Origin of the sequence: Thiofaba sp. EF100 (assembly GCF_039822285.1) — a bacterium.
Taxonomy (GTDB): Bacteria; Pseudomonadota; Gammaproteobacteria; order Halothiobacillales; family Halothiobacillaceae; genus Thiofaba.
In genome coordinates this window covers 20,458-42,143 of sequence record NZ_JBAJEY010000001.1, presented here as the reverse complement: position 1 = coordinate 42,143, position 21,686 = coordinate 20,458, and the positions used below count along the sequence as shown (strand labels likewise).

The following is a 21,686-nucleotide window of genomic DNA, read 5'->3' as shown; positions in this document are numbered from 1 at the left end:
TCAGGAAGCCAAGCTCAATCTCAATCATCTCGCGTCGTCTGTTGGCGACCGGTTACGGCGGCCAGCTTGGCGCGGGCCGACGCGCTTTCCCAGTGGCAGGGTCCGTTGCCGTGCGCAGCCTCTTCGCTCCAGCGGGCCAGGATTTCGTCATCGCTCCAGCCCTTGGCGGTGAGGTAGGCGTAGTCGTCGGCGTCGTAGTTGCTGTGGGTGAGGATGGCGCGGGTGGGTTTCATGCTGTGCTCCTTGGCGTGGATGGTTGCGACACCCGTATGAACGCGCTGCCGGCGCGGGAAGCCAAGCGTTTTCTGCTTGGCTTCCCTTTCCGCTCGAATCACGCGATCCGGTAGATGCGCTCGCCGTCCTCGGGCTTGTCCGAGGTGATGGTGAGGCCCAACTTCTTCTTGAAGGCGTTGGCGAAGGTGCCGCGCACCGTGTGCGCCTGCCAGCCGGTGAGTTCGCAGATCTGGCGTACCGTCGCGCCCTCCGGGCGCCGGAGCATCGCGATGACTTGGGCCTGTTTGCTGTTCTCGCGGGTGCGGGGCTTGGTCTCGGCGCGCTGCTGTGCCCAGGTGGCTTCGGCGGCTGCGACCTCCGCCTCGAGATCCGCATCTGCCTCCACCGAGGCCGGCGCGGGACGCGGGCGCCCCAGGGCTTCGTAACCTTCGGCGGCGACGGACCAGTCGGTGCCGTCGGTGGTGATCAGGGCCCGATTGCAGAGACCGTCCAGTACCTTCTTGCGGGCGCCGCCTTTCACGTTGTCGGGGAACCACTCGATCTTGCCACCGGTGTGCTCGACGGCGTAGGCCAGGATGGCGTGCTGGGCGGGGGTGAGTTGGATGGTGCTCATTCGATGCTCCTTCGTGGTGGTTGATGGTGTGGTCATGAACGCGCTGTTCTCTGGAGAAGCCAAGCGCTTTCCGCTGCTTTCTCAGCCCTGCCGCGCGGCCTGCCGGCCCGCCTGGTAGGCGGCCATCAAGGCGCTCTTGACTGCCCAGACGCTGACCTCGTGGAAGTCCAGCCGGTCGCTGTTGCGGGTTTCCAGGGTGTCGATGAACAGGTGATCCAGCGCGATCTGCTGCAGCTGCCGGTCGATGTCCTTTTCGGCTTGCTCGGTCATGTGCTTCTCCTCGGGGTGTCGTTGATGGTGATGACATGAACGCGCTGTTCCCGAGCGAAGCCAAGCGGAATCCGAGCGGGACGGCGCCAATGCTTGATGGAGACCATGGGACTGTCGATTCGCGCCTACGCCCGCCACCGTGGGGTGTCGGACACCGCCGTACACAAGGCCATCCGCGCCGGGCGCATCACGCCCGAGGCGGACGGCACGATCGATCCGGACAAGGCCGACCGCGACTGGGCAAGGAACTCCGAGCCGCCCAAGGAAGGAACGAGCGCCAAAGCCGCGAAGGTGCGGGTGTCGGACGATCCGGCCCCGAACCTCGCCGCCGGGCTACCCGCGGGCGGCACCTCGCTCTTACAGGCGCGCACGGTCAACGAGGTGGTCAAGGCGCAGACCAACAAGGTGCGCCTCGCCCGCCTCAAGGGCGAGCTGGTCGATCGCAACCAGGCCATCGCGCATGTGTTCAAGCTCGCCCGTACGGAGCGCGACGCTTGGCTCAACTGGCCGGCGCGGATCTCGGCGCAGATGGCGGCCCGGCTCGGCGTGGAGGCTCACACCCTGCACGTGGCCCTGGATGCCGCCGTGCGCGAGCACCTCGCCGAGCTCGGGGAACTCAAGGTTCGGGTCGATTGATGGACGAGTTCGCCTATGAGGGCTGGGACGTCATCGAGCGCGCTTGGCGCGAGGGCCTCACGCCGGACCCGCTGCTCACCGTCTCCGAATGGGCCGACCGTCACCGGGTGCTGTCGAGCAAGGCCTCGAGCGAGCCGGGGCGCTGGCGCACCAGCCGCACGCCGTATCTGAAGGCGATCATGGACTGCCTGTCGCCGACCTCGCCCATCGAGCGCGTGGTGTTCATGAAGGGCGCGCAGGTGGGCGCGACCGAGACCGGCTCGAACTGGATCGGCTACGTGATCCACCACGCCCCCGGGCCGATGATGGCGGTGTGGCCCACCGTGGAGATGGCCAAGCGCAACTCCAAGCAGCGCATCGACCCGCTGATCGAGGAGTCGCCGGTGCTCTGCGAACTCATCGCCCCGGCGAGAAGCCGCGACTCGGGCAACACCATTCTGGCCAAGGAGTTTCGCGGCGGTGTGCTGGTGATGACGGGCGCGAACAGCGCGGTGGGCCTGCGCTCGATGCCGGTGCGCTATCTCTTTCTCGACGAGGTGGACGGCTACCCGCTCGACGTCGAGGGCGAAGGCGATGCGATCTCGCTGGCCGAGGCGCGCACCCGCACCTTTGCGCGGCGCAAGATCTTCATCGTCTCGACGCCGACGATTGCGGGTGCCTCGGCCATCGAGCGCGAGTACGAGGCCAGCGACCAGCGCCGCTACTTCGTGCCCTGCCCGCATTGCTCGCACCGGCAGTGGCTGCGCTTCGAGCAACTGCGTTGGGAGAAGGGACGGCCCGAGACGGCGGCGTATGTGTGCGAATCATGCGAGACGGCGATCGCCGAGCACCACAAGACCTGGATGCTGGAGCACGGCGAGTGGCGCGCGACGGCGGAAGGCTCGGGCAAGACGGCGGGGTTTCATCTGTCGTCGCTGTACAGCCCGCTGGGCTGGCGCGCCTGGTGCGAGATCGCCGCTGCGTGGGAAGCCGCCGTCAGTAAAGAGTCGGGATCGGCCGCTGCCATCAAGACTTTCAAGAACACCGAGCTCGGCGAGACCTGGGTCGAGGAGGGCGAAGCGCCCGACTGGCAACGCCTGCTGGAGCGCCGCGAGGACTATGCCATCGGCACCATTCCCGCAGGCGGCCTGCTCCTCACCGCCGGCGCCGACGTGCAGAAGGACCGCATCGAGGTCTCGGTCTGGGCCTTCGGGCGTGGCAAGGAGGCCTGGCTCATCGAGCACCGGGTGCTGATGGGCGACACCGCACGGGATGCGGTGTGGAAGGCGCTGGGCGGGATGCTCGCCGAGACCTGGACCCATGCCTCGGGCGCGGCCATGCCGCTGGCCCGCTTGGCGCTGGACACCGGCTTTGCGACACAGGAGGCCTACGCCTTCGTGCGCGCCTGCCGCGACGCGCGGGTGATGGCGGTCAAGGGCGTGCGGACGGGTTCGATGGGGGGCGCAGCCCTGATCGGCACACCGACGGCGGTCGATGTCTCGCAGGCGGGCAAGAAGCTGCGCCGGGGCATCAAGGTGTATGCGGTTGCGGTGGGGCTCGCCAAACTCGAGTTCTACAACCACCTGCGCCAGAGCGCGGAGGTGGCCGACGACGGCGTGACGGTGACCTACCCGGCCGGTTTCGTCCACCTGCCCAAGATCGACGCCGAGTTCCTCCAGCAGCTCTGCGCCGAGCAACTGATCACCCGCCGCGACAGGAATGGCTTTCCGGTGCGCGAGTGGCAGAAGGTGCGCGAGCGCAACGAAGCGCTGGACTGCTACGTCTATGCCCGCGCCGCCGCTGCGGCCTCGGGGCTCGACCGCTTCGAAGAACGCCACTGGCGCGAACTGGAGCGGCAACTGGGGCTGGCCAGTCCGCCAGCCCTTGAAACACCTACTGAATCGATCACCGAGGCCACCCATCGAGGTGGCCTGGGTGTTTCTGCCACCCGAACCACCGGCCGGCGCGTGATCAAGAGCCGCTGGCTGTCCTGACGAGGAGACGCTATGTCACTGACCACCCGTATCGAGAGCCTGGTGCTGCGCGTCGCGCAGGAGTTCAACGACGTCCGCGCGAAGGCCGGGAATCTCGCCAACCTCACCACCACCGACAAGTCGAGCCTGGTGGCGGCCATCAACGAGCTGAAGGCCGCGGTGGTGGCCTCGGGTGCGATCGACGACACCCAGGTCGCCACCACCAGCACCTACTCGTCGAGCAAGATCGTCACGCTGCTCGACACGCTCAAGGCCGAGATTCTGGGCGGGGCCGATGCCGCCTACGACACGTTGCTGGAGATCCAGCAGCTGCTGCAGGATGGCACCAGCGTCCTGGATGCCTTGCTCACTGCGGTGAACCACCGCGTGCGCTTCGACGCGGCGCAGACCCTCACCGCAGCCGAGCAAGCCCAGGCGCGCAGCAACATCGGCGCCGTGGCCGCCGTCGAGGTGGGCGACACCGACACCGACTTCGTCGCGATCTTCGAAGGGGCCCTGGTCTGATGAGCCTGGCCTCGCGCATCGGCGCCTTGGCCAGCCGCATCGGCCTGGAGGTCAAGACCAAGATCGATGCCAGCCATCCGGGGCTGGCGCGCGCCTGGGTGTGCTTTGGCCATGTCGGCAACCAGATCGTCGTGCGGGCCGCGCACAACGTCGCCTCGGTCACGCGGCTCGCCCCAGGGCGCTACCGCGTGAGCTTCGCCAGCCCGCTGCCGGACGCGAACTATGCCTGGGTGGGCGTGGCCCGCAGCAGCACCAACAGCGGCACGCAGCGGCTGCTGATCGTGCGCGCGACCGCCGACGAGAAGACGCCGACGCACGTCGATGTGGGCTGCGCGACCACCGCGGCGTCCTTCGCCGACTCCCCCGAGATCGACCTCGTGGTCTACCGCTGATGGCCTACACCCAAGCCGACCTCGAGGCCCTGCAAGCCGCGCTCGCCAAGGGCGAGAAGCGCGTGAGCTTCGGCGACAAGACGGTCGAGTACCGCAGCGTCGAGGAACTGCAAGCCGCCATCGCCGCCGTGAAACGCGACCTCTTCGAGCAGGCCGTAGCCACGGGCCTATGGCCCGGCGCGCCGCGACAGATCCGCCTTCACACGACCAAGGGGACGTGATGGGCTGGTGGCATACCCTCAAGCGCCGGCTGCTCGGCACCAGCCCCACCTACGACGGCGTGGGCGGCGGCCGCAGGGCCGTGGCCTGGCAGGTCGGCAACCCCGGGGCGGTCGCGGCGCTGGCTTTCACGCAGAACGAACTGCGCGCCAAGAGCCGCGATCTCGCCCGGCGCAACGCCTGGGCGGCCGCGGGCATCGAGGCGTTCGTCGCCAACGCCATCGGCACCGGCATCAAGCCGCAGAGCATGGTCGAGGACGCCGCGGTACGCGAGGCCATCCACGCCCTGTGGTTGGACTGGGTGGAGGAGGCCGATGCGGCGGGCTTGACCGACTTCTACGGCCTGCAGGCACTCGCCACTCGCGCGATGCTCGAAGGCGGCGAGGCGCTGGTGCGCCTGCGCTGGCGCCGTCCGGAGGACGGTCTGCCGGTGGGCCTGCAGCTGCAGGTGCTCGAGCCCGAACACCTGCCGACGACGCTCAACCGCGACCTGCCCTCGGGCCACGTCATCCGCGCCGGCATCGAGTTCGACCGGCTCGGGCGGCGCGTGGCCTATCACCTGACCCGCTCGCACCCTGGGGATGGAAGCCTGGCGCCGATGTCGGGCACGGGTACCTCCGCGGGAGGTCTCGACACCGTGCGCGTGGGTGCCTCCGAGGTCATCCACCTGTTCCGCCCGCTGCGCCCGGGGCAGATCCGCGGCGAGCCCTGGCTCGCGCGGGCGCTGGTGAAGCTGCACGAGCTCGACCAGTACGACGACGCGGAACTGGTGCGCAAGAAGACCGCGGCGATGTTCGCCGGCTTCATCACGCGGCTCGCCCCCGAGGACAACCTGATGGGCGAAGGGCTGCCGGACGCGCAGGGCGCGGCACTCGCCGGGCTGGAACCCGGCACCTTGCAGATCCTGGAGCCGGGCGAGGACATCAAGTTCTCGGCGCCGGCCGACGTGGGCGCGAGCTACGGCGAGTTCATGCGCCAGCAGTTCCGGGCGGTGGCCGCCGCCATGGGCATCACCTACGAGATGCTCACCGGCGATCTCACCCAGGTGAACTACTCCAGCATCCGCGCAGGGCTGCTGGAGTTTCGCCGCCGCTGCGAGGCCATCCAGCACGGGGTGATCGTGCACCAGCTGTGCCGCCCGGTGTGGCGGGCCTGGATGGAGCAGGCCGTGCTCGAAGGGGCGCTGAGCCTGCCCGGCTACGCGCGGCGCCCTCGCGCGTACCAGGCCGCCAAGTGGATCCCGCAGGGCTGGCAGTGGGTCGATCCGCTCAAGGAGTTCAACGCGCTCAAGCTCGCGATCCGCGCCGGGCTGATGAGCCGCTCGGAGGCGATCTCGGCCTACGGCTACGACGCCGAGGACATCGACCGCGAGATCGCGGCGGACAACGCGCGAGCGGACGACCTCGGGCTGGTCTTCGACTCGGATCCGCGGCACGACAGGCGGAGCGACACCGTCACTCCGCTTGCGGCGGAGGCTCACGTGAGCGAAAGCGAACGTGAAGCGATGCGTGAAGCGATGTGATCCTCTCCGGGCAGACGAGTCGGCGCGGCAACGCCGTGCCCGACGTCGGACCTCGCCGCTGCGGCCCCGGCTGCCTGGCGCGGACGACCCCGGGACTACTCGCCGTCCCAGTAGTCCAGACCGTCCTTCACCCGCCCCATGTAGGCGAAGCGGTGCTCCGGGTCCAGCACGCCGAACTTGCCGGAATCGGGGTAATGGCAGACCTCGGGCGTGCGCGCAGTGCTCACCGCCAGTACCTTCAGCTCGGCGGTGCCGGTGTTGACGATCTGGTGCGCGGTCTCCGAGCCGCCGGCCGGGCAAGCAATCACGTCGCCCGCGCGGATCGGATGCGTCTGCCCACCGACGCGCAGCACGCCCTGGCCTTCGATCACGAAGAACATCTCCTCGTTGACGGTGTGGCAGTGGTAGGGATATGCCCGCTTGCCAGGCGCGATGACGGTGACGTTGTAGCCGAGCTGGCGAGCGCCGAGCGCGCGGCCGATCAGCGCGGTTCGGCCGCCGTAGCGCTCGGCCGGCATCTCGGAGCCCCAGAGACGGGAGAGGTCAGCGAGGTCGGTGTAACTCGCGTCGTTGATGTTGAGGATGGGTCGGTCCATGCGTGGCCTCCTGGCGTTGGGTGGAGCAAGGCCTGCAGCCTACTTTAGGATTGCGGACAGTTTCGGTCCTCATTCGAAATCTGCATGCTGCCCGCCTCGTCCCGCCTCCTGAGGCTGCTCGGCCTGCTGCAACAGCGCCGCTCTTGGAGCGGGCCGCAGTTGGCCGAGCGGTTGGGTGTCACGACGCGCACCGTCCGACGGGATGTAGAGCGACTGCGCGGACTCGGCTACCGGGTGCGGGCGCTGCCAGGTGCCGAGGGCGGCTACCACCTCGAGGCAGGCACCCAGCTCCCGCCCCTGGCCTTCGAGGAGGACGAGGCTCTCGCGCTCGCGCTCGCATTGCGAAGCGCTGCCTTGGGCGGCGTGCGCGGCTTGGAGGAGTCCGCTTTGGTGGCTTCGATGAAGCTCGAGACGCTCTTGCCGGCGCGGCTGGCGCGCCGGCTCAAGAGCCTTTTCGATGCGGTGCAGCCACTGACGAACGCAGCACCGGCCGCCGACCTGGGCCATCTCGCTGCGCTGGCCGACGCCAGCGAGCTGCAGCAGGTGGTCGAGCTGCGCTACCGCGACGTACAGGGCCGCTCCAGCGTTCGTCGGATGGAGCCAGCTGGCCTCGTGTGTGCAGAGTCGCGCTGGTATCTCGTCGCCTGGGACCGCGGACGCGCGGACTGGCGCACTCTGCGCGTCGACCGCATCGAGGACGTACGCACAATGGGGGACGCCTTTTCCCCGCGCCCCCTTCCCGCCGAGGACGGCGTAACGGGCGGCAGCCGAGGCAAGGCCTCTGCCCGGCCACCGACGCGGGCCGATCTGGCCGCTTTCGTCGCACGCCGCATCTCCACCGACGTCTACCGCGTGCAGGCGCGGGTAGTGTTGCATTCGCCCGTCGACGCCGCGCAAGAGCAGATCTCCCCGTTGGCCGGCCGCCTTGAGGCGCTCGGGCCGGCTCGCTGCCGGCTCGTCACGGGCGCCCACCGGGTGGCGGCGCTGGCCGCTTGGCTGCTCAGCCTGGACATGGACTTCGAGGTGGAGTCGCCGCCCGAACTGCAGGCCTGCCTGCGCCGCATGCAGGCCCGGCTCGAACGCACGCTGGCACCTTCCTGAACGAGCGACCGACGGGCAGCTCGGAGAGGGCATTCCAGCGTCCTCCACGCGCTGGCCGAACCGACGCGTCGCGCAAGGCTTGTGGGCGCGGCAGCCGGCCCGCACAACGTCGGCGAATCGGCCACATCGTTCGAGATTTCGCAACTGGTTTTGGACTCCCCGCGGCACGACAACCAGAGAGACACCGCCGATCCGGTTGCGGCCGCCGGTGCCACAAGCCAAACACCGAATCGCAGGACTGACACCGATGCTGCCCCATCTCGCCTCCCGGCTCTTTGGCACGCCCTTGCTCGTCCAGCGCGCCAAGCTCGACGTGATCCTCGCGGTGCTCTCCGACCGCCTGAATCTCGCCGCGCCGGACGTCGAACTCGCGCCGCCGCTGCCTCGGGCCCCGAACCCTGCGGCGTCTGCGTCAAGCTCGATCGCCGTCCTGCCGATCCACGGCACGCTGGTCAAGCGCACGCTGGGGCTGGAGGCGGCCTCGGGGCTGACAAGCTACGCCGAGATCGGCGCGCGGCTGGAGGCAGCCCTTGGCGACCCTCTGGTCGCCGGCATCGTGCTCGACATCGATTCGCCCGGCGGCGAGACCGGCGGCTGCTTCGAACTCGCACGCCGCGTGCGCGAGGCGGCGGCCGTGAAGCCCATCTGGGCTGTAGCCAACGACGCCGCCTTCTCCGCGGCCTACGCCATCGGCTGCGCGGCCGAGCGGCTCTTCGTCACCGAGACCGGCGGCGTGGGCTCGATCGGCGTGATCGCGCTGCACGTCGACCAGTCGGTCAAGGACGCCCAAGACGGCTACCGCTACACCGCGATCACCGCGGGCGAGCGCAAGAACGACTACTCGCCGCACGAGCCGCTTGCGGACGCCGCCCGCGCGGCGCTCCAGGCCGAGGTGGACCGGCTGCACGCGCTCTTCGTCGCGCACGTGGCGGCGATGCGTGGCCTGCCCGAGGACGCGGTGCGCGCGACCGAGGCCGCGCTCTTCTTCGGCCCGCAGGCCCTCGAGACGGGGCTGGCCGACGGGGTGGCCACGCTCCCCGCGGTGCTCGCCGAGTTCGACCGACATCTCTCTGCCGCGCGGCGTCCGTCTTCCCCGCCGCGCCCAGCCCCGACCGGGAAGGCGACCGTTCTCCGAGGAACCCCCACCATGACCGACACCCCGCCCGAGACCCTCGGTGTGGATGAGGCCGCCGCCCTGGTGGCCGAGGCCCGCCGCGAAGTGGCGCAGTCCGCGAAAGTGATCGCGGAACTGTGTCTGCTCGCCGGCTGCCCCGAGCGCGCCGCCGAGTTCATCGCCGCCGGCCGCACCGAAGCCGAGGTGCGCCGCGCCCTGATCGAGGCGCGCGCCGCCCACAGCATGGAGTCAGCCGTGCGCTCGACCCACGCGCCCAACGATTGGGCCACCCCCGGCGCCGATCCGGCCGCCTCGCCCGTGGTCGCCGCCGTGAAGAAGCTCGTGACCCGGGAGTGAACCATGCCCACGCTCACCCAAGCCCCCAACCTCGGCGACCTGCTGAAGTACGAGGCGCCGAACCTGTATTCGCGCGAGCAGGCAACCGTGGCCGCCGGGCAGAACCTGCCGCTCGGCGCCGTGGTCGGCCGCGAGACGGCCACAAGCAAGCTCAAGGCCCTCGACCCCGCGGCCGGCGACGGCAGCGAAGTCGCCGTGGGCGTGCTCGCGCTGGCCGTCGATGCGACGTTGATCGACCGGGAGGACGCGATCCTGATCGCCCGCCACGCCATCGTCGCGCGAAACGCGCTGGTCTGGCCCGCGGGGATCACCACCGCGCAGCAGCTCGCTGCGATCGCCCAACTCGAAGCGCGCGGCATCGTGGTGCGCGACAGCGCCTGATTCCGCCCCTCCCCACACCTCGGACGACCCGCCATTCGGCGGGTTCGTCGTTTCTGGAGTCTCCCGATGCTCAACCCCTTCGATTCCCCCGGCTTCTCGATGGCGAGCCTGACCGCCGCCATCAACCTGATCCCCAACCGCTACGGGCGGCTGGAAGCCTTGAACCTGTTTCCGGCCAAGCCCGTGCGCACGCGCCAGGTCGTCATCGAGGAGTACGCCGGGCGCCTGAACCTGCTGCCCACCCGGCCGCCCGGCTCGCCCGGCACGGTGGGCGAACGCGGCCAGCGCCGGCTGCGTTCCTTCGTCATCCCGCACATCCCGCACGACGACGTGGTGCTGCCCGAGGAGGTCCAGGGCATCCGGGCCTTCGGCTCGGAGACGGAAATGGAGGCCGTGGCCGGCGTGCTGGCGCGGCACCTGGAGACCATGCGCAACAAGCACGCGATCACCCTCGAACACCTGCGCATGGGCGCGCTCAAGGGCCAGATCCTGGACGCCGACGGCAGCACGATCTACGACCTGTTCGACGAGTTCGATCTCAGGCAGACCACCATCGCCTTCGATCTGGCCAATGCCGCGAGCGACGTCAAGGGCCACTGCTACGAGGTGTTGGCCCACATCGAGGAGAACCTGAAGGGCGAGTTCATGACCGGCGTGCACGTCCTCTGTTCGCCCGAGTTCTTCCGTCAGCTCACCGGCCACAAGTCGGTCAAGGAAGCCTACGCGCAGTGGCAACAGGGCGCGATCCTGATCAACGACGTGCGCGCGGGCTTCGTCTTCGCCGGCATCACCTTCGAGGAGTACCGCGGCCAGGCCACCGACGCCAACGGCAACGCGCGCCGCTTCATCGCCGCGGGCGAGGCCCACGCCTTCCCGCTGGGGACGGTGGACACCTTCGCCACCTACTTTGCCCCGGCCGACTTCAACGAGACGGTGGGCACCCTCGGCCAGCCGCTCTACGCCAAGCAGGAGCCGCGCAAGTTCGAGCGGGGGACCGATCTGCACACCCAGAGCAACCCGCTGCCGATGTGCCACCGACCCGGCGTGCTGGTGAAGCTCACCGTCTGAGGGTCCTGTCCGATGGTCCGTGTAGAGGATCTGTACGACGCCGCCGAGCGCGCGGGGCTCTTGACGCCCGTCGTGGTGGGCACCACCACCGTGCACTGTGCGTTCCGTGCGCCGGACGAGACGGTGCTCGACGGCCTGGCGCTGGCGCGGGACTTCGAGCTCGAGTACGCGGCCTCGCGCCTCGCGCTCGCACCGGGCGACGTGGTCACCATCGCCGGCGAGTCCTACCGCGTGCGCGAGGTGAGGGCGCTCGGCGACGGCCGCGAGTGCCGGGCGAGGCTCGCGAGGCTGCCATGAACTCGGTGCGCGAGCGCCTGCTGCGCATCCTGATCGATCGCCTCCTTGCGGCCCTGGCCCCGGTGCCCGTGCTGCGCCAGCCGGCGACACCGCTGCCCCGCGAGGCCGGCCCTGCGTTGCTCGTCTCCGTCGAGGGCGACGCCCTCATCGCGCACGCCAACCGGCTGGTGGACCGGGCACTCACCGTGCGCCTGGTCGCGCTCGCGCGCGGCGCGGACGCCTTCGACGCGGCCGACCGGCTGATCGTCGCCGCCCACGCCGCCGTGCTCGCGGACCCGAACCTGGGCGGCCTGGCGCTCGCGGTGCGCGAGCTCGACGCCGACTGGGACGCCGACGACCTCGATGCCGGCACGGTGATGCTGCCGGCGCGCTACGAGATCCGCTACCGCACCGCCCTGACCGACCTCACGACCCCGGGATGACCCCCATGCCCATCGAACTGCTCCAACCCCACACCCACGCCGGTCGGCGCCTGCCCGCGGGCGCGCGGCTGGACCTGCCCGAGGCCAGCGCGCGCTGGCTGATCGCCCAGGGCGCGGCCCGGCTCGTCACGCCGGACTCCCCGGCGCCATCCCTCAAACCCTCGCGCCGTGACGGTTCCGCCGCCGCGGCAACCTCCACGGGAGACTGACCATGGCCTACTTCTGGCTTCGGCCGCTTCGCTTAACGCCCGCTACGCGGGCATTAGCCTTCGCCGCAACGCGCCGACACGGCGCGTTGTCCGGACACATCGCCGATCGCTGAGGAGGCGCGGCAATGGCTTACTTTTCTGGACAGGGACGCGTCTACATCGGCGCGCGCGACTCGGCCGGCAACCCGGCAGGACTCACCTTCGTCGGCAACGTGCCGGAACTGAAGGTGTCGCTGTCGGTGGAGACGCTGGAACACCAGGAGGCGCAGTCCGGCCAGCGCCTCACCGACCTGCAGCTCATCAAGACCAAGAAGGGTGAGTTCGCCTGCACGCTGGAGGAACTGAGCAGCGGCAACCTCGCGCTCGCCCTCTACGGCCACTCGACCACGGTGGCACCGGGCACGGTCACGGGCGAGACGCTGCCCAACCCGGTCACCGCGGGCAGCCTCTATCCGCTCGCGCACCAGAACGTCTCGGCGGTGCAGATCCAGGACGGCAGCAGCCCGCCCAAGCCCCTGCCGGCGACGCAGTACCAGGTGCACGCGAGGCACGGCTCGGTGCTGATCCTCGACGCCACGACCGGCGGCCCCTATGTCGAGCCCTTCACCGTGGATTACGCCTTTGGGGCCGCGCAGAGCACGGCGATGTTCACCCGGCCGCTGCCCGAGCGCTGGATCCGCTTCGAGGGCCTGAACACCGCCGACGCCAACCGCGAGGTGGTGATCGACCTCTATCGCGTGGCGATCAACCCGGCCAAGGAGCTCTCGATCATCACCGACGAACTGCTGAAGTTCGAACTCTCCGGCCAGGTGCTGGCGGACCTCTCCAATCCCGCCGACGGCGAACTCGGACAGTTCGGCCGTCTCGTGCTCTTGTAAGGGGATGGCGATGACCCACACGCGCACCGACTTCCAGACCTTCCCGCCCGTGCCCCAGGTGGTCACGGTGGCGGGCGCCGCAGTGGAACTCACGCCGATCCGGCTGGGCGAGTTACCCCGGATCCTCGCCGCGGTGCGGCCCATCGCCGCCGACCTCTCGACCGAGCCGGATTGGCTCGCGCTGCTCGCCCGGCACGGCGAGGCGGTGCTGGAGCTGCTCGCGCTCGCCACCCGGCGCGACCGCGCCTGGATCGAAGGGCTGGCGCTCGACGAGGCCGTCACCTTGGCCGCCGCCGTGTTCGAGGTGAACGCGGATTTTTTCGTGCGGCGGGTGGCGCCGAGCATCGCGCGCTCGGGCGAGCGGCTGGCGCCGATCCTCTCGGCTGGGACGATGCCGTCGCCCGGCTCGTCGCCTGCGGTCACCGCCCCGCCGAGGTGATGGGCTACACCCTCGCGCAGGCGCGGGGCTTCCTCGCCGCCCACGGTCGGCTGGAAGGTAGGCAGAACGCCTTGCGGCTGGCCTTGCACGCGGTGGCGGCCCAGGGCGACCGGGCGGCGATCGAGCGGCTGCAGCGCGAGTTGTGGGAGGACGTGCGGCCATGAAACTGACGCTCACCACCGAGGGACTGCTCGATCCGAGGCGGCTCTCGGCCTGGAGCGCCGAACGCCGGCGGGCGATCCATGCGGCGGTGGCCAAGGGGATGGCTGTAGGCGGCCGCGAGGTGCGCGAGGCCGCCCGCGCCCAGATGCGCAGCGCCTTCCAGGTCAGGCGCGCGAGCTTCGTCGCCTCGCTGCAGGCCAAGGTGTTCGACAAGAAACCCGATCGCCTGCCCGCGCTGTGGGTGGGAAGCCGAATCCCCTGGCTCGGCATCCACACGCACGGCGGCACGGTGACGGGCCGGATGCTGATCCCGCTGCTGCCCACCCGCATCGGCCCCAAGCGTTTCAAGGCCGTGATCGACGGCCTGATGCGCTCGGGCAACGCCTTCTTCGTCGAGAAGAACGGCCGCGTGCTGCTGATGGCCGAGAACATCCGCGAGAACGCCGCGCAGCTCAACCGCTTCAAGCGCGCCGAGCGCGAGCGCAGCGGCGTCAAGCGCCTGCAGCGCGGCCAGGAGATCCCGATCGCCGTGTTGGTGCGGCGGGTGGATCTGAAGCGCCGGTTCGACCTCGCGGCAGGCGTGCAACGTGCGTTGCCGACCTTGGCGCGCGCGATCGAGCGGGAGTTGGGGCGCAGTCGATGAACGACGGACTCAGAACAACAGCTTTCCGATGTCACTGGCTGCGTTCAGTCCGCCTCGCCAATCGCTACCGCTCTTGGACAGCGTGTAGGTGTATCGGTCGTCTCCCTGAAAGACGAGCTTGAAGTGCTTCCCGTCTTCCGAGATGGAGAAACCCATGTCCTCCAACTCGCGTCGCAATCTTCCGTCGATGGTGCTCGTCCCTCGCAGCAGTCTCTTCAGTTGCTCGCGACGACTTTCAAGGGGATTCTCCTCCAGCCGGTTGGCTTCGAGGATCGACGTCAGCACATGTTGTCGGCGACTGTCGTGCTGAACCCGGGTGGCGGCATCTTCGATCGCGTCGAGGAGTATGCCGAGGATCTCGTTCGGATAGAGATCTCGCTCCCGCCCAAGCCTGAGCAGGCCACCACTCGCGGTCCCTGCGCGAGCCTCATGCACCCGGAGTTCGTTGCGTAGGCGTTGGATCTCCCTTTCGGCATCTTCGAGGCGCTGGTTCTTGGCCTCGATCTCTTGGTCGAATGTCTTGACGTAATCGTCGATCGCCTTGGAACCCGAGGCCTTGAGCGACTGGATGGCCTGTCGGGACGCGGTCTCGCGGACGTAGGCCCAAGTGCACCGGGCGATCGGACGTCGATTCAGTAACGCAGCCCGGACTTCATCTTTGATGGCGCCCGCCAGATGACCCGGTGTCGAGTAATCGCCGCCCAGGAAGAAGGCTCGACGCCCGCCACCCTCTGGCCAGTAGATGCCGATCGTGCCGCCATAGACGTTCTCGGAATCGACTTCGAGTTGCAGGCGCACGGAAAACGGCCTGTTGGGCTCGACGACGACATGCGCCATGCCGGACAGGTCTGCCGCGAGACGATCGACGTCGAGAATGTACCCGCCTTGAAACCGTGCGCTGACGTAGACGATGGGCAGTCGGCAGCCGGCGTCGCCGCGAATCAGCTTGGCGGCAAGATCGATGTCGGTATTGGCCAGTATGTGCGCAGTATCGCGAATCGGCAGAGGACCATCTGCTGCTCCGCCAAGGGATTCCAGCACGGTCCTCACCACGACAGGTTTCTTCGCCGACGGCAGCCGAGCCGCGGCATGCTGAGACTCGCACTCGACGCGGATGCCCACCCAAGCGTCGGACGACGTTCTCGAAAACACGACGGTCGTCAGCCATTCCAGATCATCGTCGTGCCTGCTGTAGCGGATGCCTGCGAGATCGACGTCGGGAGATCTGGCGACGAGCGACTGAACTTTCTCGTTGCCGTTCTCGACATGCGCCTCGTCCTTCTGTGGCAGATCACGAAGCATTTCGGCAGACAAGCCAGTATGCGGAGACCCGGATATCCAGGTCACCATCGCCCGAAGGAAGTCCGCCGTGGTTCGGTCCGGGTCGACGGGAAACTCGGTGGCAAACGAGAGCATCGGACCTCCTTCTCGGTGATTACTGACTGGCTGATGGTGGCGTCAGGTCGTCACGGTCGACTCTCAAGCCACGGATCAATGACGGAAACACCCGCAGCGGCAAACGGCGCCGTGTCGCGCGTGGCGACCGTCATGCCATGGGTCCTGGCAATCGCCGCGATCAGCCCGTCGGCCATGCCGATGGGCTGCCCGGCGGCCTGCGCCTTGGCCATCAGGTCGGCGTAAGCCTGGGTCGCCGGCAGGTCGAAGGCCAGTATGCGACTGGCGAAGGCGGGCAGCACCTGGGTCTCCAGGCGTTCGACGAGCGCCTTGCGCCGGCGACCGTTGGGCAGGCGGGCCACCCCGTAGCGCAGCTCGGCCACGGTGACGACGGACAGGAACAGCGTCTCCAGCGGCTGGGCGTCGAGCCAGGCGACGACACGCGGCTCGGGCGCGGAGCGCAGCGGCTCGGAGATGAGGTTGGTGTCGAGCAGGATCATTCCAGATCCACTGCACGGGGAGCCGACTTGTCGCGCTGATTGAGCAGCGCGACCTCCTCGTCGCTGAGCCGGAGGTGCCGGCCGATGTCGGCCAGCATGGATCCCAGCTTCAACCGCCCCTGCGGCTTCACCGCTTCTTCAAGAATGGCGCGCACCTCCGCCTCGGTGCTGCGCCTGTGCTGGGCCGCACGCAGGCGCAAGGCGCGATGCACCTCGTCGGGCAGATTGCGAACCGTCAGGATGGCCATGACGACACTCCAAAACACTGAAATCAGTGCAGTCATTTTAATATACTGCATTCATCACGGCAACCGGGGTTCGGGCCAGCGTCACAACCGGCCGGAGGCACCATGACCGCCCGCGCCCAAATCCTCATCCGCGCCGTCGACGAGACGCGCGCGGCCTTCGGCTCGATTCAACGCAACCTCGGCGGCCTGCTTGACGCCGCGCGGCGGGTCAACGGCGTGCTGGCCAACCTGGGGGTGGCGTTGTCGGCGGCGGGTTTGGCCGCGATGGTGAAGTCGGCGCTGGACTCGGCCGATGCGCTCAACAAGCTCTCGCAGCGCGTGGGCATCACGGTGGAGTCGCTCTCCACCCTGGTGCCGGCGGCGGAACTGTCCGGTGTCTCGGCGCAGACCTTCGAGACGGGGCTCAAGAAGCTCGCCACCACGATGTTCGAGGCGGCCACCGGTTCGGAGGAGTCCGCCCGGCGCCTCAAAGCGCTGGGTGTCGAGTTCAAGAACCAGGACGGCACGCTGCGCGCGACCGATGCGGTGCTGCTCGATCTGGCCGACCGTTTCCAGGCCATGCCCGACGGCGCGCAGAAGTCGGCGCTGGCGGTGCAACTGTTCGGCAAGAGCGGCGCCGAGCTCATCCCCTTCCTGAACCAGGGACGCGAAGGCATCGCGGCCCTGACCGGCGAGATGGAAGCGCTCGGCGTGCAGATCGGCGGCGACACCGCCGCGCAGGCCGAGGTGTTCAACGACTCGCTGGCCAAGCTGCGGCTTGCCGCGACGAGTCTGGCCAACCGGGTGATCGAGGCCTTCCTGCCGGCCCTGAACGAGATGGCCGGCGGGATGGTCGAGTCGGCCAAGCAGGGCGGTGCCTTGCGCGCGATCCTGGACGGCGTCGTGCTGGTGCTCAAGACCCTGGCGCTGGGTGCCGCCACGGTCGGCAAGGCCTTCGTCGCCCTGGGCGAGGCGATCGGTGCCGGCGTGGCCGCGGCCGTGCAGGCCCTGCAAGGCAACACCGCCGGGGCTAAGGCCATCATCGCCGAACTCAAGGGCAGCCTCGTGCGGCGCCTGGACGAACTGGCCGAGTTCCGGGACAGCCTCTTCGACCCCAAGCCCATCGAGGTGCAGGCGCCCAAGGTGCAGGCCGACCCGGCGCTGCTGCAGCGGCTCACGGCTCCGGGCAAGACCCGCGACACGGCGAGCGCTCAGGCTGCGTTGATGAAGGCTCGGCTCGACGCCGAGTTCGCCTTGCTCGAGGACGGATTGGCCCGCCAGCAGCGCGCGCTCGACGCGGCGCTGCAAGACCGGCTGGTCTCCATCCGTGACTACCACGCGCAGAAGACCGCCCTCGAGCAGCGCGAGATCGACGCCGAGATCGCCCGCCGCCGGCAGGAACTCGTCGCGCAACAGGTGATCACCGCCAATCCGCGCGTCTCCGAGTCCGAGCGGCTGCGCGCCCGGGCCGAGGTGGCCAAGCTCGAGGCCGACCTCATCGTCCTCAACGACCGCCGCGCCGACATCGAACAGGCCAACGCCCGCGCCGCCGCCCGGGCCGAGCGGGAACTGGCCGAGGCCTTGGCCCAGGCACGCGAGGAACTCGCCCAGCTCACCGGCACCGACACGGCGGAAGACCGGCGTGCCGCGATCGAGCGCAGCTACCGGGATCTTCGCGCACGCCTGGCGGCCGAGAACGACGCCGCGGGCGTGGCGCTGATCGACCGGCTCATCGACGTGAAGGCCGCGCAGGCCAACCTCGCCGCACTCGAAGCCGAGTGGCGTCTCGTCACCGAGCGGCTGCGCAACGCCCAGGAGGCGATCCAGATCCAGAGCCAAGCGGGGCTGCTCACCGAAGCCCAGGCCCGGCAGCAGATCGTGGTCTTGCAACAGCAATCGGCGGCCGAGATGCAGCGGCTCCTGCCCGCAATGCAGCAGGCCGCGCAGGCGATCGGACCGGAGGCGGCGGGCCGCGTGGCCGCCTGGCGCAACGAACTGGAGCGCACGCGGCTCGTCGCCGACCAGTTGGCTCCCTTGTGGAACCGCATCGGCGAGGGCTTCGGCAACGCCCTGCAGGGCATGGTCACCGGCGCGCAAAGCTTCCGCGAGGCGCTGTCGAACCTGTTCCGCCAGGTGGCCGACGCCTTCCTGCAGCAGATGGTGATCCAGCCCTTCCAGCAATGGGTGGCGATGCAGGCGCGGATGCTGGCCCTCAAACTGGGCTTCCTCCAGCAGGAGCAGGCCATCGAGCAAGCGGCGGCGGCCCAGTCGGTCGCGCAGAAGTCTGCCGAGACCACGGCCAAGGTGTCGATGGATGCGGCCCAGGCCGGCGCGGGCGCGGCGGCCTCGCAGGCCTCCATCCCCCTCGCCGGGCCGGCGCTGGCCATCGCCGCGATGGCGGCGATGGTGGCCGCCGTCATGGCGCTGCTGGGCAACATCAAGAAGTTCGCCTCTGGAGGCTACGTGTCGGGCCCCGGCACCTCGACCTCGGATTCGATCCCGGCGCGGCTGTCGGCCGGCGAATACGTGGTGCGTGCGGCGGCGGTCCGGCGTGTCGGCGTGGCCTTTCTCGATGCCCTCAACGATTTGTCCGCCCCGCCGGTGTGGGACGGGCGGCGTCTGGCCCTGGCCGCAGGCGGCCTCGTGCCCCAGGTCCAGGTGCAGCCGGCCGCCCCGCAGGTCCATCAGGCCGTGCGCATCGTCAACGCCATCGACCCGGGCGTCACCCACGACCACCTGCAGACCCCCGCCGGCGAGCGGGTGATCCTCAACATCATCGGGCGCAACGCGCGCGCGGTGCGCGCGGCGCTCCAGGGATAGCCATGGCCTTGCTCTTCATCGACGGTTTCGATCACTACGACCCGCAGGCACTCGACCCCTTCGGCGATCCGTGGCTCGCGCGCGGCAAGGCGGCGTATCTGTCGCCGCAGGCCACGCGCATCCCCGGCCGGCGACCCGCGTCCTATGCCTTGCGCCTGCCGGCAGGTGCCGGCGGCGGCTACGTCAAGAACCTGGAGACCGGGCGCACCAGCCTCATCGTGGGTGCGGCGCTGCGCGTGGCGCCGTTCGAGAACACCGGTGAGGAGCCGGTGCTGCTCGGCGTGCGCGACACCACCGCGCAGGTGGCGCACCTCGTGCGCATCGGCGAGGACGGCCGGCTCAAGCTCTACCGGCGGACGGGATCGGGGATGAGCGGCTGGGACCAGTTGATCTCGACCTCGGTCACGACGGCGGCCGTGCGGGGGTGGCACTACGTCGAACTGCAGGTCGTGCAGGGCACGAGCAACGGCACGTTGAACGTGCGCCTCAACGGCGTGCTCGCGATCACCCTGTCGGCGCAGAACACCACCCAGGGCGGCGGGCCGCTGCTCACCGCCTTCGCAGGCAGCGTGCCGGGGCAACCCTGCCCGGTCACCGTCGATGTGGACGACCTCTACCTCGCCGACACCTCGGGCACGATCAACAACACCTTCCTCGGCGACGTGCGGGTCGATGCCCTGAAGCCGCAAGCGTCTGGGGCACTGAACCAATGGACGGTCGAGCCCGCGGGACTGCCCGCTTGGGCTGCGGTGAGCGACGGCGATGAGACGACGGCGCTGCGCGCGGCCACGGCGGGCCTACGCCAGACCTTCGACGTCGAGGCGCTGCCCGTGATGAGCAGCCCGGCCATCCACGGCGTGCAGGTGACCCTGCTCGCGCGCAAGACGGATGCGGGCACCGGCCGCGTGCGTGGGCTCGTGGCGAGCGGTGCGCAGACGGCGGTGAGCGCCGACCTCGTCCTGCAAGAGCAACTGGCCTGGCACACGGCGTTGTTCGAGCGCAACCCGAACGGCAACGTCCAGTGGACGGAAGGCGCCTTCAACGCGGCCGAGTTCGGGCTGGAGTCGGCATGACGGATCGGGTCCTGCCTGAGGTGGTGGCCGAGGTCGGTGGCCAACCCACGCCGGGGGTGAGCGTTGTCGAGCAACGGGCCGAGACGATCTCGCGCGCGGCCTTCGGGGCGCTGGCCGCCACCGCGCTGGCCGAGACCTCGGCCCAGCCGCTGCCGGCCGCCCATCTCTCGACGCTGTGGGCCGAGACGCTGGCGGAGCACGCACCGCCGCTGCACGCCCCGGCCCTCTGGGTCGAGGTGTTGCGCCGCGATACCGCCGCGGCGGCGATGGTCACAGAAGCGATGGACGCCTTCGGCGAGACGCCCTGGCCCGAGGCCCAGCGCGGGGTGTTCGCCTTCCGCCACGACTGGACCGAGCCCCTGGTCGAGCGCCTGCAATGGGCCACCGGCGTGGCGCGGCTCGCCTCGGGCAACGAGGCGAGGCAGGGGCGGCGGCGCGTGCCGCGGCGCTTCCTGACCTACCACGTGGGCCACGGGCGCGCGAGCGACGCGCTGGTGGCCGAGTGGCTGGCCGACCATCTGGGCCGGCTCGCGTGGTGGCCCCTGCCGCAGCACGTGGCGAGGCTGACCTCGGCGGCGGACACCGGCGCACGGGCGTTGGCGGTGACGCCGGTGGATGAGGCGGGCTTTGCGCCGGCCGCCGCCAAGCTGCGCCTGGAGGAAGACGGCCTGCACTGGCCTGCGGATCGGCGCTTCGCGCTGCTGATGGCCCCGGACGGCTGGCAGGCGCTGGCGCTCACCGAGGTGGAGCCGGATCGCCTGTGGCTCACCGAGCCCTTGGCGCGGGCCGTCCCCGCGGGCGCGACCGTCGCTCCCCTGGTCGAGGGCGTCGCGCTGGAGCCGGCCGAGTTCGCGCAGTGGGTGCCGGGCATCATTGCCGGCAGCGTCACCGCGCAGGTCGCCTTCGAGCCGCTGCCCGACGAAGGGCTGCTCGACGATCCCTGGCTCGACGGCCTGCCCGTCTGGCCCGACGGCAACTGGCGCGACGACCCTTCCGTCACGGCGCAGGGCGTGGTCACCCGGCAAGACCTCTCACCCGCAGACCCTTGGGTCCGCCGTGACGACCCGTGGCCGACGACGACCTTCCAACGCCGGTTTCTGGCTGCAGGGCGTGAAGACATCGCCCGCTGGCGTGCGCGGCTGTACCGCGCCCAGGGGCGGCTCGGTGCCTGTTGGCTGCCCGACGGTCTGGCGTCGGTGTTGCGCGTCGCCGCCCCCGCTTCGGCCGACGATGGTTTCCTGCGCGTAGAGGGTGACGGTCTGGCCGCCTTCTGGCACCGCCCGGCCGGTGCGCTGATCGTGCATCCCGACGGCCAGCGCCAGCACGTGCTCACCGCCACCTGCCATCAGGACGGCGGCGGCGCCATTCAAGCCCCCACGCTGGCCGCTGGCGCGGCTGCGCTGCCCCCCGAGGGGGCGCAGCACGCCTTGGGGCGGCCCTGCGGCGTGCTGGTGCTGCGCTCCGGGCTGGAAGCCCCCGTCCCGGCCGGCAGCCGCGTCCTGCGTCTTGCGCGCTGCCGGCTCGACCACGACGCGGTGGAGCTCCACTGGCACACCCCCGAGCTGGTCGAGATGCCCCTGACCCTGCGCCGGCTGCCCGAGCCGCGCGGCAACGATCATTTCAACTACACCCCGTCCTGAC

At 69.8% G+C, this 21,686-nt stretch carries 27 protein-coding genes; 20 read left to right on the top strand and 7 right to left on the bottom strand.

The window, feature by feature from the left end:
• Positions 1-20 precede the first annotated feature (20 nt).
• From V6D91_RS00250 to V6D91_RS00240, 3 genes are all read right to left on the bottom strand, one after another.
• Positions 21-233 carry a hypothetical protein gene (locus V6D91_RS00250; RefSeq protein ID WP_024892309.1) on the bottom strand — a complete coding sequence of 71 codons (213 nt, stop codon included), beginning with the start codon at positions 231-233 and terminating at the stop codon, positions 21-23.
• Between the two features lie 98 nt (positions 234-331).
• On the bottom strand, positions 332-847 hold the full coding sequence (locus V6D91_RS00245) for a DUF3489 domain-containing protein (RefSeq protein ID WP_131111637.1): 516 nt from the start codon (positions 845-847) through the stop codon (positions 332-334).
• A gap of 81 nt (positions 848-928) precedes the next feature.
• Positions 929-1,117 (bottom strand): hypothetical protein, encoded by a 189-nt coding sequence (locus V6D91_RS00240; RefSeq protein WP_017364484.1) that lies wholly within the window; start codon positions 1,115-1,117, stop codon positions 929-931.
• Positions 1,118-1,222: 105 nt separating this feature from the next.
• Between V6D91_RS00240 and V6D91_RS00235 the strand changes: the two genes are divergently transcribed.
• The 6 genes from V6D91_RS00235 to V6D91_RS00210 are packed head-to-tail and all read left to right on the top strand — an operon-like array spanning position 1,223 to position 6,363.
• Positions 1,223-1,753, top strand: coding sequence for an elements of external origin (locus tag V6D91_RS00235; RefSeq protein WP_347317194.1), 531 nt, complete (start codon positions 1,223-1,225; stop codon positions 1,751-1,753).
• Positions 1,753-3,726: a phage terminase large subunit family protein gene (locus V6D91_RS00230; RefSeq protein ID WP_347317193.1), complete on the top strand. Its 1,974-nt coding sequence runs from the start codon at positions 1,753-1,755 to the stop codon at positions 3,724-3,726. Before V6D91_RS00235 ends, V6D91_RS00230 begins: the two co-directional genes overlap by 1 nt.
• Before the next feature lie 12 nt (positions 3,727-3,738).
• Entirely contained in the window at positions 3,739-4,230 is a 492-nt protein-coding gene (locus V6D91_RS00225) for a hypothetical protein (RefSeq protein WP_347317192.1), read from the top strand.
• Complete coding sequence (locus tag V6D91_RS00220) at positions 4,230-4,622, top strand: hypothetical protein (RefSeq protein ID WP_347317191.1); 393 nt, start codon at positions 4,230-4,232, stop codon at positions 4,620-4,622. Before V6D91_RS00225 ends, V6D91_RS00220 begins: the two co-directional genes overlap by 1 nt.
• Entirely contained in the window at positions 4,622-4,843 is a 222-nt protein-coding gene (locus tag V6D91_RS00215; RefSeq protein WP_347317190.1) for a hypothetical protein, read from the top strand. The genes V6D91_RS00220 and V6D91_RS00215 overlap by 1 nt, the downstream gene beginning before the upstream one ends.
• A complete protein-coding gene (locus V6D91_RS00210; RefSeq protein WP_347317189.1) occupies positions 4,843-6,363 on the top strand; it encodes a phage portal protein in 1,521 nt (506 codons plus the stop codon). Before V6D91_RS00215 ends, V6D91_RS00210 begins: the two co-directional genes overlap by 1 nt.
• A 95-nt stretch (positions 6,364-6,458) precedes the next feature.
• Here the strand turns inward: V6D91_RS00210 and V6D91_RS00205 are convergent, their stop codons facing one another.
• A complete protein-coding gene (locus tag V6D91_RS00205) occupies positions 6,459-6,959 on the bottom strand; it encodes a cupin domain-containing protein (protein WP_062196837.1) in 501 nt (166 codons plus the stop codon).
• Positions 6,960-7,043: 84 nt separating this feature from the next.
• On the opposite strand from V6D91_RS00205, the gene V6D91_RS00200 reads away from it, so the two are divergent.
• The 11 genes from V6D91_RS00200 (at position 7,044) to V6D91_RS00150 (ending at position 14,030) form a co-directional block, all read left to right on the top strand.
• Positions 7,044-8,060 carry a WYL domain-containing protein gene (locus V6D91_RS00200; RefSeq protein WP_333839973.1) on the top strand — a complete coding sequence of 339 codons (1,017 nt, stop codon included), beginning with the start codon at positions 7,044-7,046 and terminating at the stop codon, positions 8,058-8,060.
• A gap of 247 nt (positions 8,061-8,307) precedes the next feature.
• A complete protein-coding gene (locus V6D91_RS00195) occupies positions 8,308-9,531 on the top strand; it encodes a S49 family peptidase (RefSeq protein WP_347317188.1) in 1,224 nt (407 codons plus the stop codon).
• Positions 9,532-9,534: 3 nt separating this feature from the next.
• Positions 9,535-9,912, top strand: a complete 378-nt coding sequence (locus tag V6D91_RS00190; RefSeq protein ID WP_104302190.1) for a head decoration protein — start codon at positions 9,535-9,537, stop codon at positions 9,910-9,912.
• 66 nt (positions 9,913-9,978) lie between these two features.
• Positions 9,979-10,980 carry a major capsid protein gene (locus tag V6D91_RS00185; protein WP_347317187.1) on the top strand — a complete coding sequence of 334 codons (1,002 nt, stop codon included), beginning with the start codon at positions 9,979-9,981 and terminating at the stop codon, positions 10,978-10,980.
• 12 nt (positions 10,981-10,992) lie between these two features.
• Entirely contained in the window at positions 10,993-11,277 is a 285-nt protein-coding gene (locus V6D91_RS00180) for a hypothetical protein (RefSeq protein ID WP_347317186.1), read from the top strand.
• Positions 11,274-11,699, top strand: a complete 426-nt coding sequence (locus V6D91_RS00175; protein ID WP_347317185.1) for a hypothetical protein — start codon at positions 11,274-11,276, stop codon at positions 11,697-11,699. The genes V6D91_RS00180 and V6D91_RS00175 overlap by 4 nt, the downstream gene beginning before the upstream one ends.
• Positions 11,700-11,704: 5 nt before the next feature.
• A complete protein-coding gene (locus V6D91_RS00170) occupies positions 11,705-11,908 on the top strand; it encodes a hypothetical protein (protein WP_347317184.1) in 204 nt (67 codons plus the stop codon).
• 125 nt (positions 11,909-12,033) lie between these two features.
• Positions 12,034-12,786, top strand: a complete 753-nt coding sequence (locus V6D91_RS00165; RefSeq protein WP_347317183.1) for a hypothetical protein — start codon at positions 12,034-12,036, stop codon at positions 12,784-12,786.
• A gap of 10 nt (positions 12,787-12,796) precedes the next feature.
• Positions 12,797-13,225 carry a DUF6631 family protein gene (locus V6D91_RS00160; protein ID WP_347317182.1) on the top strand — a complete coding sequence of 143 codons (429 nt, stop codon included), beginning with the start codon at positions 12,797-12,799 and terminating at the stop codon, positions 13,223-13,225.
• Complete coding sequence (locus V6D91_RS00155) at positions 13,225-13,389, top strand: hypothetical protein (protein ID WP_347317181.1); 165 nt, start codon at positions 13,225-13,227, stop codon at positions 13,387-13,389. Before V6D91_RS00160 ends, V6D91_RS00155 begins: the two co-directional genes overlap by 1 nt.
• Positions 13,386-14,030 carry a DUF6441 family protein gene (locus V6D91_RS00150; RefSeq protein WP_347317180.1) on the top strand — a complete coding sequence of 215 codons (645 nt, stop codon included), beginning with the start codon at positions 13,386-13,388 and terminating at the stop codon, positions 14,028-14,030. Before V6D91_RS00155 ends, V6D91_RS00150 begins: the two co-directional genes overlap by 4 nt.
• 9 nt (positions 14,031-14,039) lie before the next feature.
• Here V6D91_RS00150 and V6D91_RS00145 read toward each other — a convergent pair whose 3' ends face one another.
• The 3 genes from V6D91_RS00145 to V6D91_RS00135 are packed head-to-tail and all read right to left on the bottom strand — an operon-like array spanning position 14,040 to position 16,173.
• Positions 14,040-15,446, bottom strand: coding sequence for a hypothetical protein (locus V6D91_RS00145; protein WP_347317179.1), 1,407 nt, complete (start codon positions 15,444-15,446; stop codon positions 14,040-14,042).
• A 50-nt stretch (positions 15,447-15,496) separates the two neighbouring features.
• Entirely contained in the window at positions 15,497-15,925 is a 429-nt protein-coding gene (locus V6D91_RS00140; RefSeq protein WP_347317178.1) for a type II toxin-antitoxin system VapC family toxin, read from the bottom strand.
• Positions 15,922-16,173 carry an Arc family DNA-binding protein gene (locus tag V6D91_RS00135; RefSeq protein WP_347317177.1) on the bottom strand — a complete coding sequence of 84 codons (252 nt, stop codon included), beginning with the start codon at positions 16,171-16,173 and terminating at the stop codon, positions 15,922-15,924. Before V6D91_RS00135 ends, V6D91_RS00140 begins: the two co-directional genes overlap by 4 nt.
• A 264-nt stretch (positions 16,174-16,437) precedes the next feature.
• On the opposite strand from V6D91_RS00135, the gene V6D91_RS00130 reads away from it, so the two are divergent.
• From V6D91_RS00130 to V6D91_RS00120, 3 genes are read left to right on the top strand one after another with little or no spacing between them, the layout of a single operon-like run.
• Positions 16,438-18,972 (top strand): hypothetical protein, encoded by a 2,535-nt coding sequence (locus tag V6D91_RS00130; RefSeq protein ID WP_347317176.1) that lies wholly within the window; start codon positions 16,438-16,440, stop codon positions 18,970-18,972.
• Positions 18,973-18,974: 2 nt separating this feature from the next.
• Positions 18,975-20,045: a hypothetical protein gene (locus V6D91_RS00125; protein WP_347317175.1), complete on the top strand. Its 1,071-nt coding sequence runs from the start codon at positions 18,975-18,977 to the stop codon at positions 20,043-20,045.
• Entirely contained in the window at positions 20,042-21,685 is a 1,644-nt protein-coding gene (locus V6D91_RS00120; protein ID WP_347317174.1) for a hypothetical protein, read from the top strand. The genes V6D91_RS00125 and V6D91_RS00120 overlap by 4 nt, the downstream gene beginning before the upstream one ends.
• Position 21,686 lies beyond the last annotated feature (1 nt).

Bases quoted from the DNA above. Each gene is read 5' to 3' on its own strand.
- V6D91_RS00240 (WP_017364484.1), bottom strand. From the start codon at position 1,117: ATGACCGAGCAAGCCGAAAAGGACATCGACCGGCAGCTGCAGCAGATC.
- V6D91_RS00215 (WP_347317190.1), top strand. From the start codon at position 4,622: ATGGCCTACACCCAAGCCGACCTCGAGGCCCTGCAAGCCGCGCTCGCC.
- V6D91_RS00160 (WP_347317182.1), top strand. From the start codon at position 12,797: ATGACCCACACGCGCACCGACTTCCAGACCTTCCCGCCCGTGCCCCAG.
- V6D91_RS00150 (WP_347317180.1), top strand. From the start codon at position 13,386: ATGAAACTGACGCTCACCACCGAGGGACTGCTCGATCCGAGGCGGCTC.
- V6D91_RS00200 (WP_333839973.1), top strand. From the start codon at position 7,044: ATGCTGCCCGCCTCGTCCCGCCTCCTGAGGCTGCTCGGCCTGCTGCAA.
- V6D91_RS00205 (WP_062196837.1), bottom strand. From the start codon at position 6,959: ATGGACCGACCCATCCTCAACATCAACGACGCGAGTTACACCGACCTC.
- V6D91_RS00250 (WP_024892309.1), bottom strand. From the start codon at position 233: ATGAAACCCACCCGCGCCATCCTCACCCACAGCAACTACGACGCCGAC.
- V6D91_RS00170 (WP_347317184.1), top strand. From the start codon at position 11,705: ATGCCCATCGAACTGCTCCAACCCCACACCCACGCCGGTCGGCGCCTG.
- V6D91_RS00125 (WP_347317175.1), top strand. From the start codon at position 18,975: ATGGCCTTGCTCTTCATCGACGGTTTCGATCACTACGACCCGCAGGCA.
- V6D91_RS00195 (WP_347317188.1), top strand. From the start codon at position 8,308: ATGCTGCCCCATCTCGCCTCCCGGCTCTTTGGCACGCCCTTGCTCGTC.
- V6D91_RS00135 (WP_347317177.1), bottom strand. From the start codon at position 16,173: ATGGCCATCCTGACGGTTCGCAATCTGCCCGACGAGGTGCATCGCGCC.
- V6D91_RS00145 (WP_347317179.1), bottom strand. From the start codon at position 15,446: ATGCTCTCGTTTGCCACCGAGTTTCCCGTCGACCCGGACCGAACCACG.
- V6D91_RS00210 (WP_347317189.1), top strand. From the start codon at position 4,843: ATGGGCTGGTGGCATACCCTCAAGCGCCGGCTGCTCGGCACCAGCCCC.
- V6D91_RS00185 (WP_347317187.1), top strand. From the start codon at position 9,979: ATGCTCAACCCCTTCGATTCCCCCGGCTTCTCGATGGCGAGCCTGACC.
- V6D91_RS00180 (WP_347317186.1), top strand. From the start codon at position 10,993: ATGGTCCGTGTAGAGGATCTGTACGACGCCGCCGAGCGCGCGGGGCTC.
- V6D91_RS00175 (WP_347317185.1), top strand. From the start codon at position 11,274: ATGAACTCGGTGCGCGAGCGCCTGCTGCGCATCCTGATCGATCGCCTC.
- V6D91_RS00235 (WP_347317194.1), top strand. From the start codon at position 1,223: ATGGGACTGTCGATTCGCGCCTACGCCCGCCACCGTGGGGTGTCGGAC.
- V6D91_RS00155 (WP_347317181.1), top strand. From the start codon at position 13,225: ATGGGCTACACCCTCGCGCAGGCGCGGGGCTTCCTCGCCGCCCACGGT.
- V6D91_RS00230 (WP_347317193.1), top strand. From the start codon at position 1,753: ATGGACGAGTTCGCCTATGAGGGCTGGGACGTCATCGAGCGCGCTTGG.
- V6D91_RS00140 (WP_347317178.1), bottom strand. From the start codon at position 15,925: ATGATCCTGCTCGACACCAACCTCATCTCCGAGCCGCTGCGCTCCGCG.
- V6D91_RS00165 (WP_347317183.1), top strand. From the start codon at position 12,034: ATGGCTTACTTTTCTGGACAGGGACGCGTCTACATCGGCGCGCGCGAC.
- V6D91_RS00130 (WP_347317176.1), top strand. From the start codon at position 16,438: ATGGTGAAGTCGGCGCTGGACTCGGCCGATGCGCTCAACAAGCTCTCG.
- V6D91_RS00220 (WP_347317191.1), top strand. From the start codon at position 4,230: ATGAGCCTGGCCTCGCGCATCGGCGCCTTGGCCAGCCGCATCGGCCTG.
- V6D91_RS00120 (WP_347317174.1), top strand. From the start codon at position 20,042: ATGACGGATCGGGTCCTGCCTGAGGTGGTGGCCGAGGTCGGTGGCCAA.
- V6D91_RS00190 (WP_104302190.1), top strand. From the start codon at position 9,535: ATGCCCACGCTCACCCAAGCCCCCAACCTCGGCGACCTGCTGAAGTAC.
- V6D91_RS00245 (WP_131111637.1), bottom strand. From the start codon at position 847: ATGAGCACCATCCAACTCACCCCCGCCCAGCACGCCATCCTGGCCTAC.
- V6D91_RS00225 (WP_347317192.1), top strand. From the start codon at position 3,739: ATGTCACTGACCACCCGTATCGAGAGCCTGGTGCTGCGCGTCGCGCAG.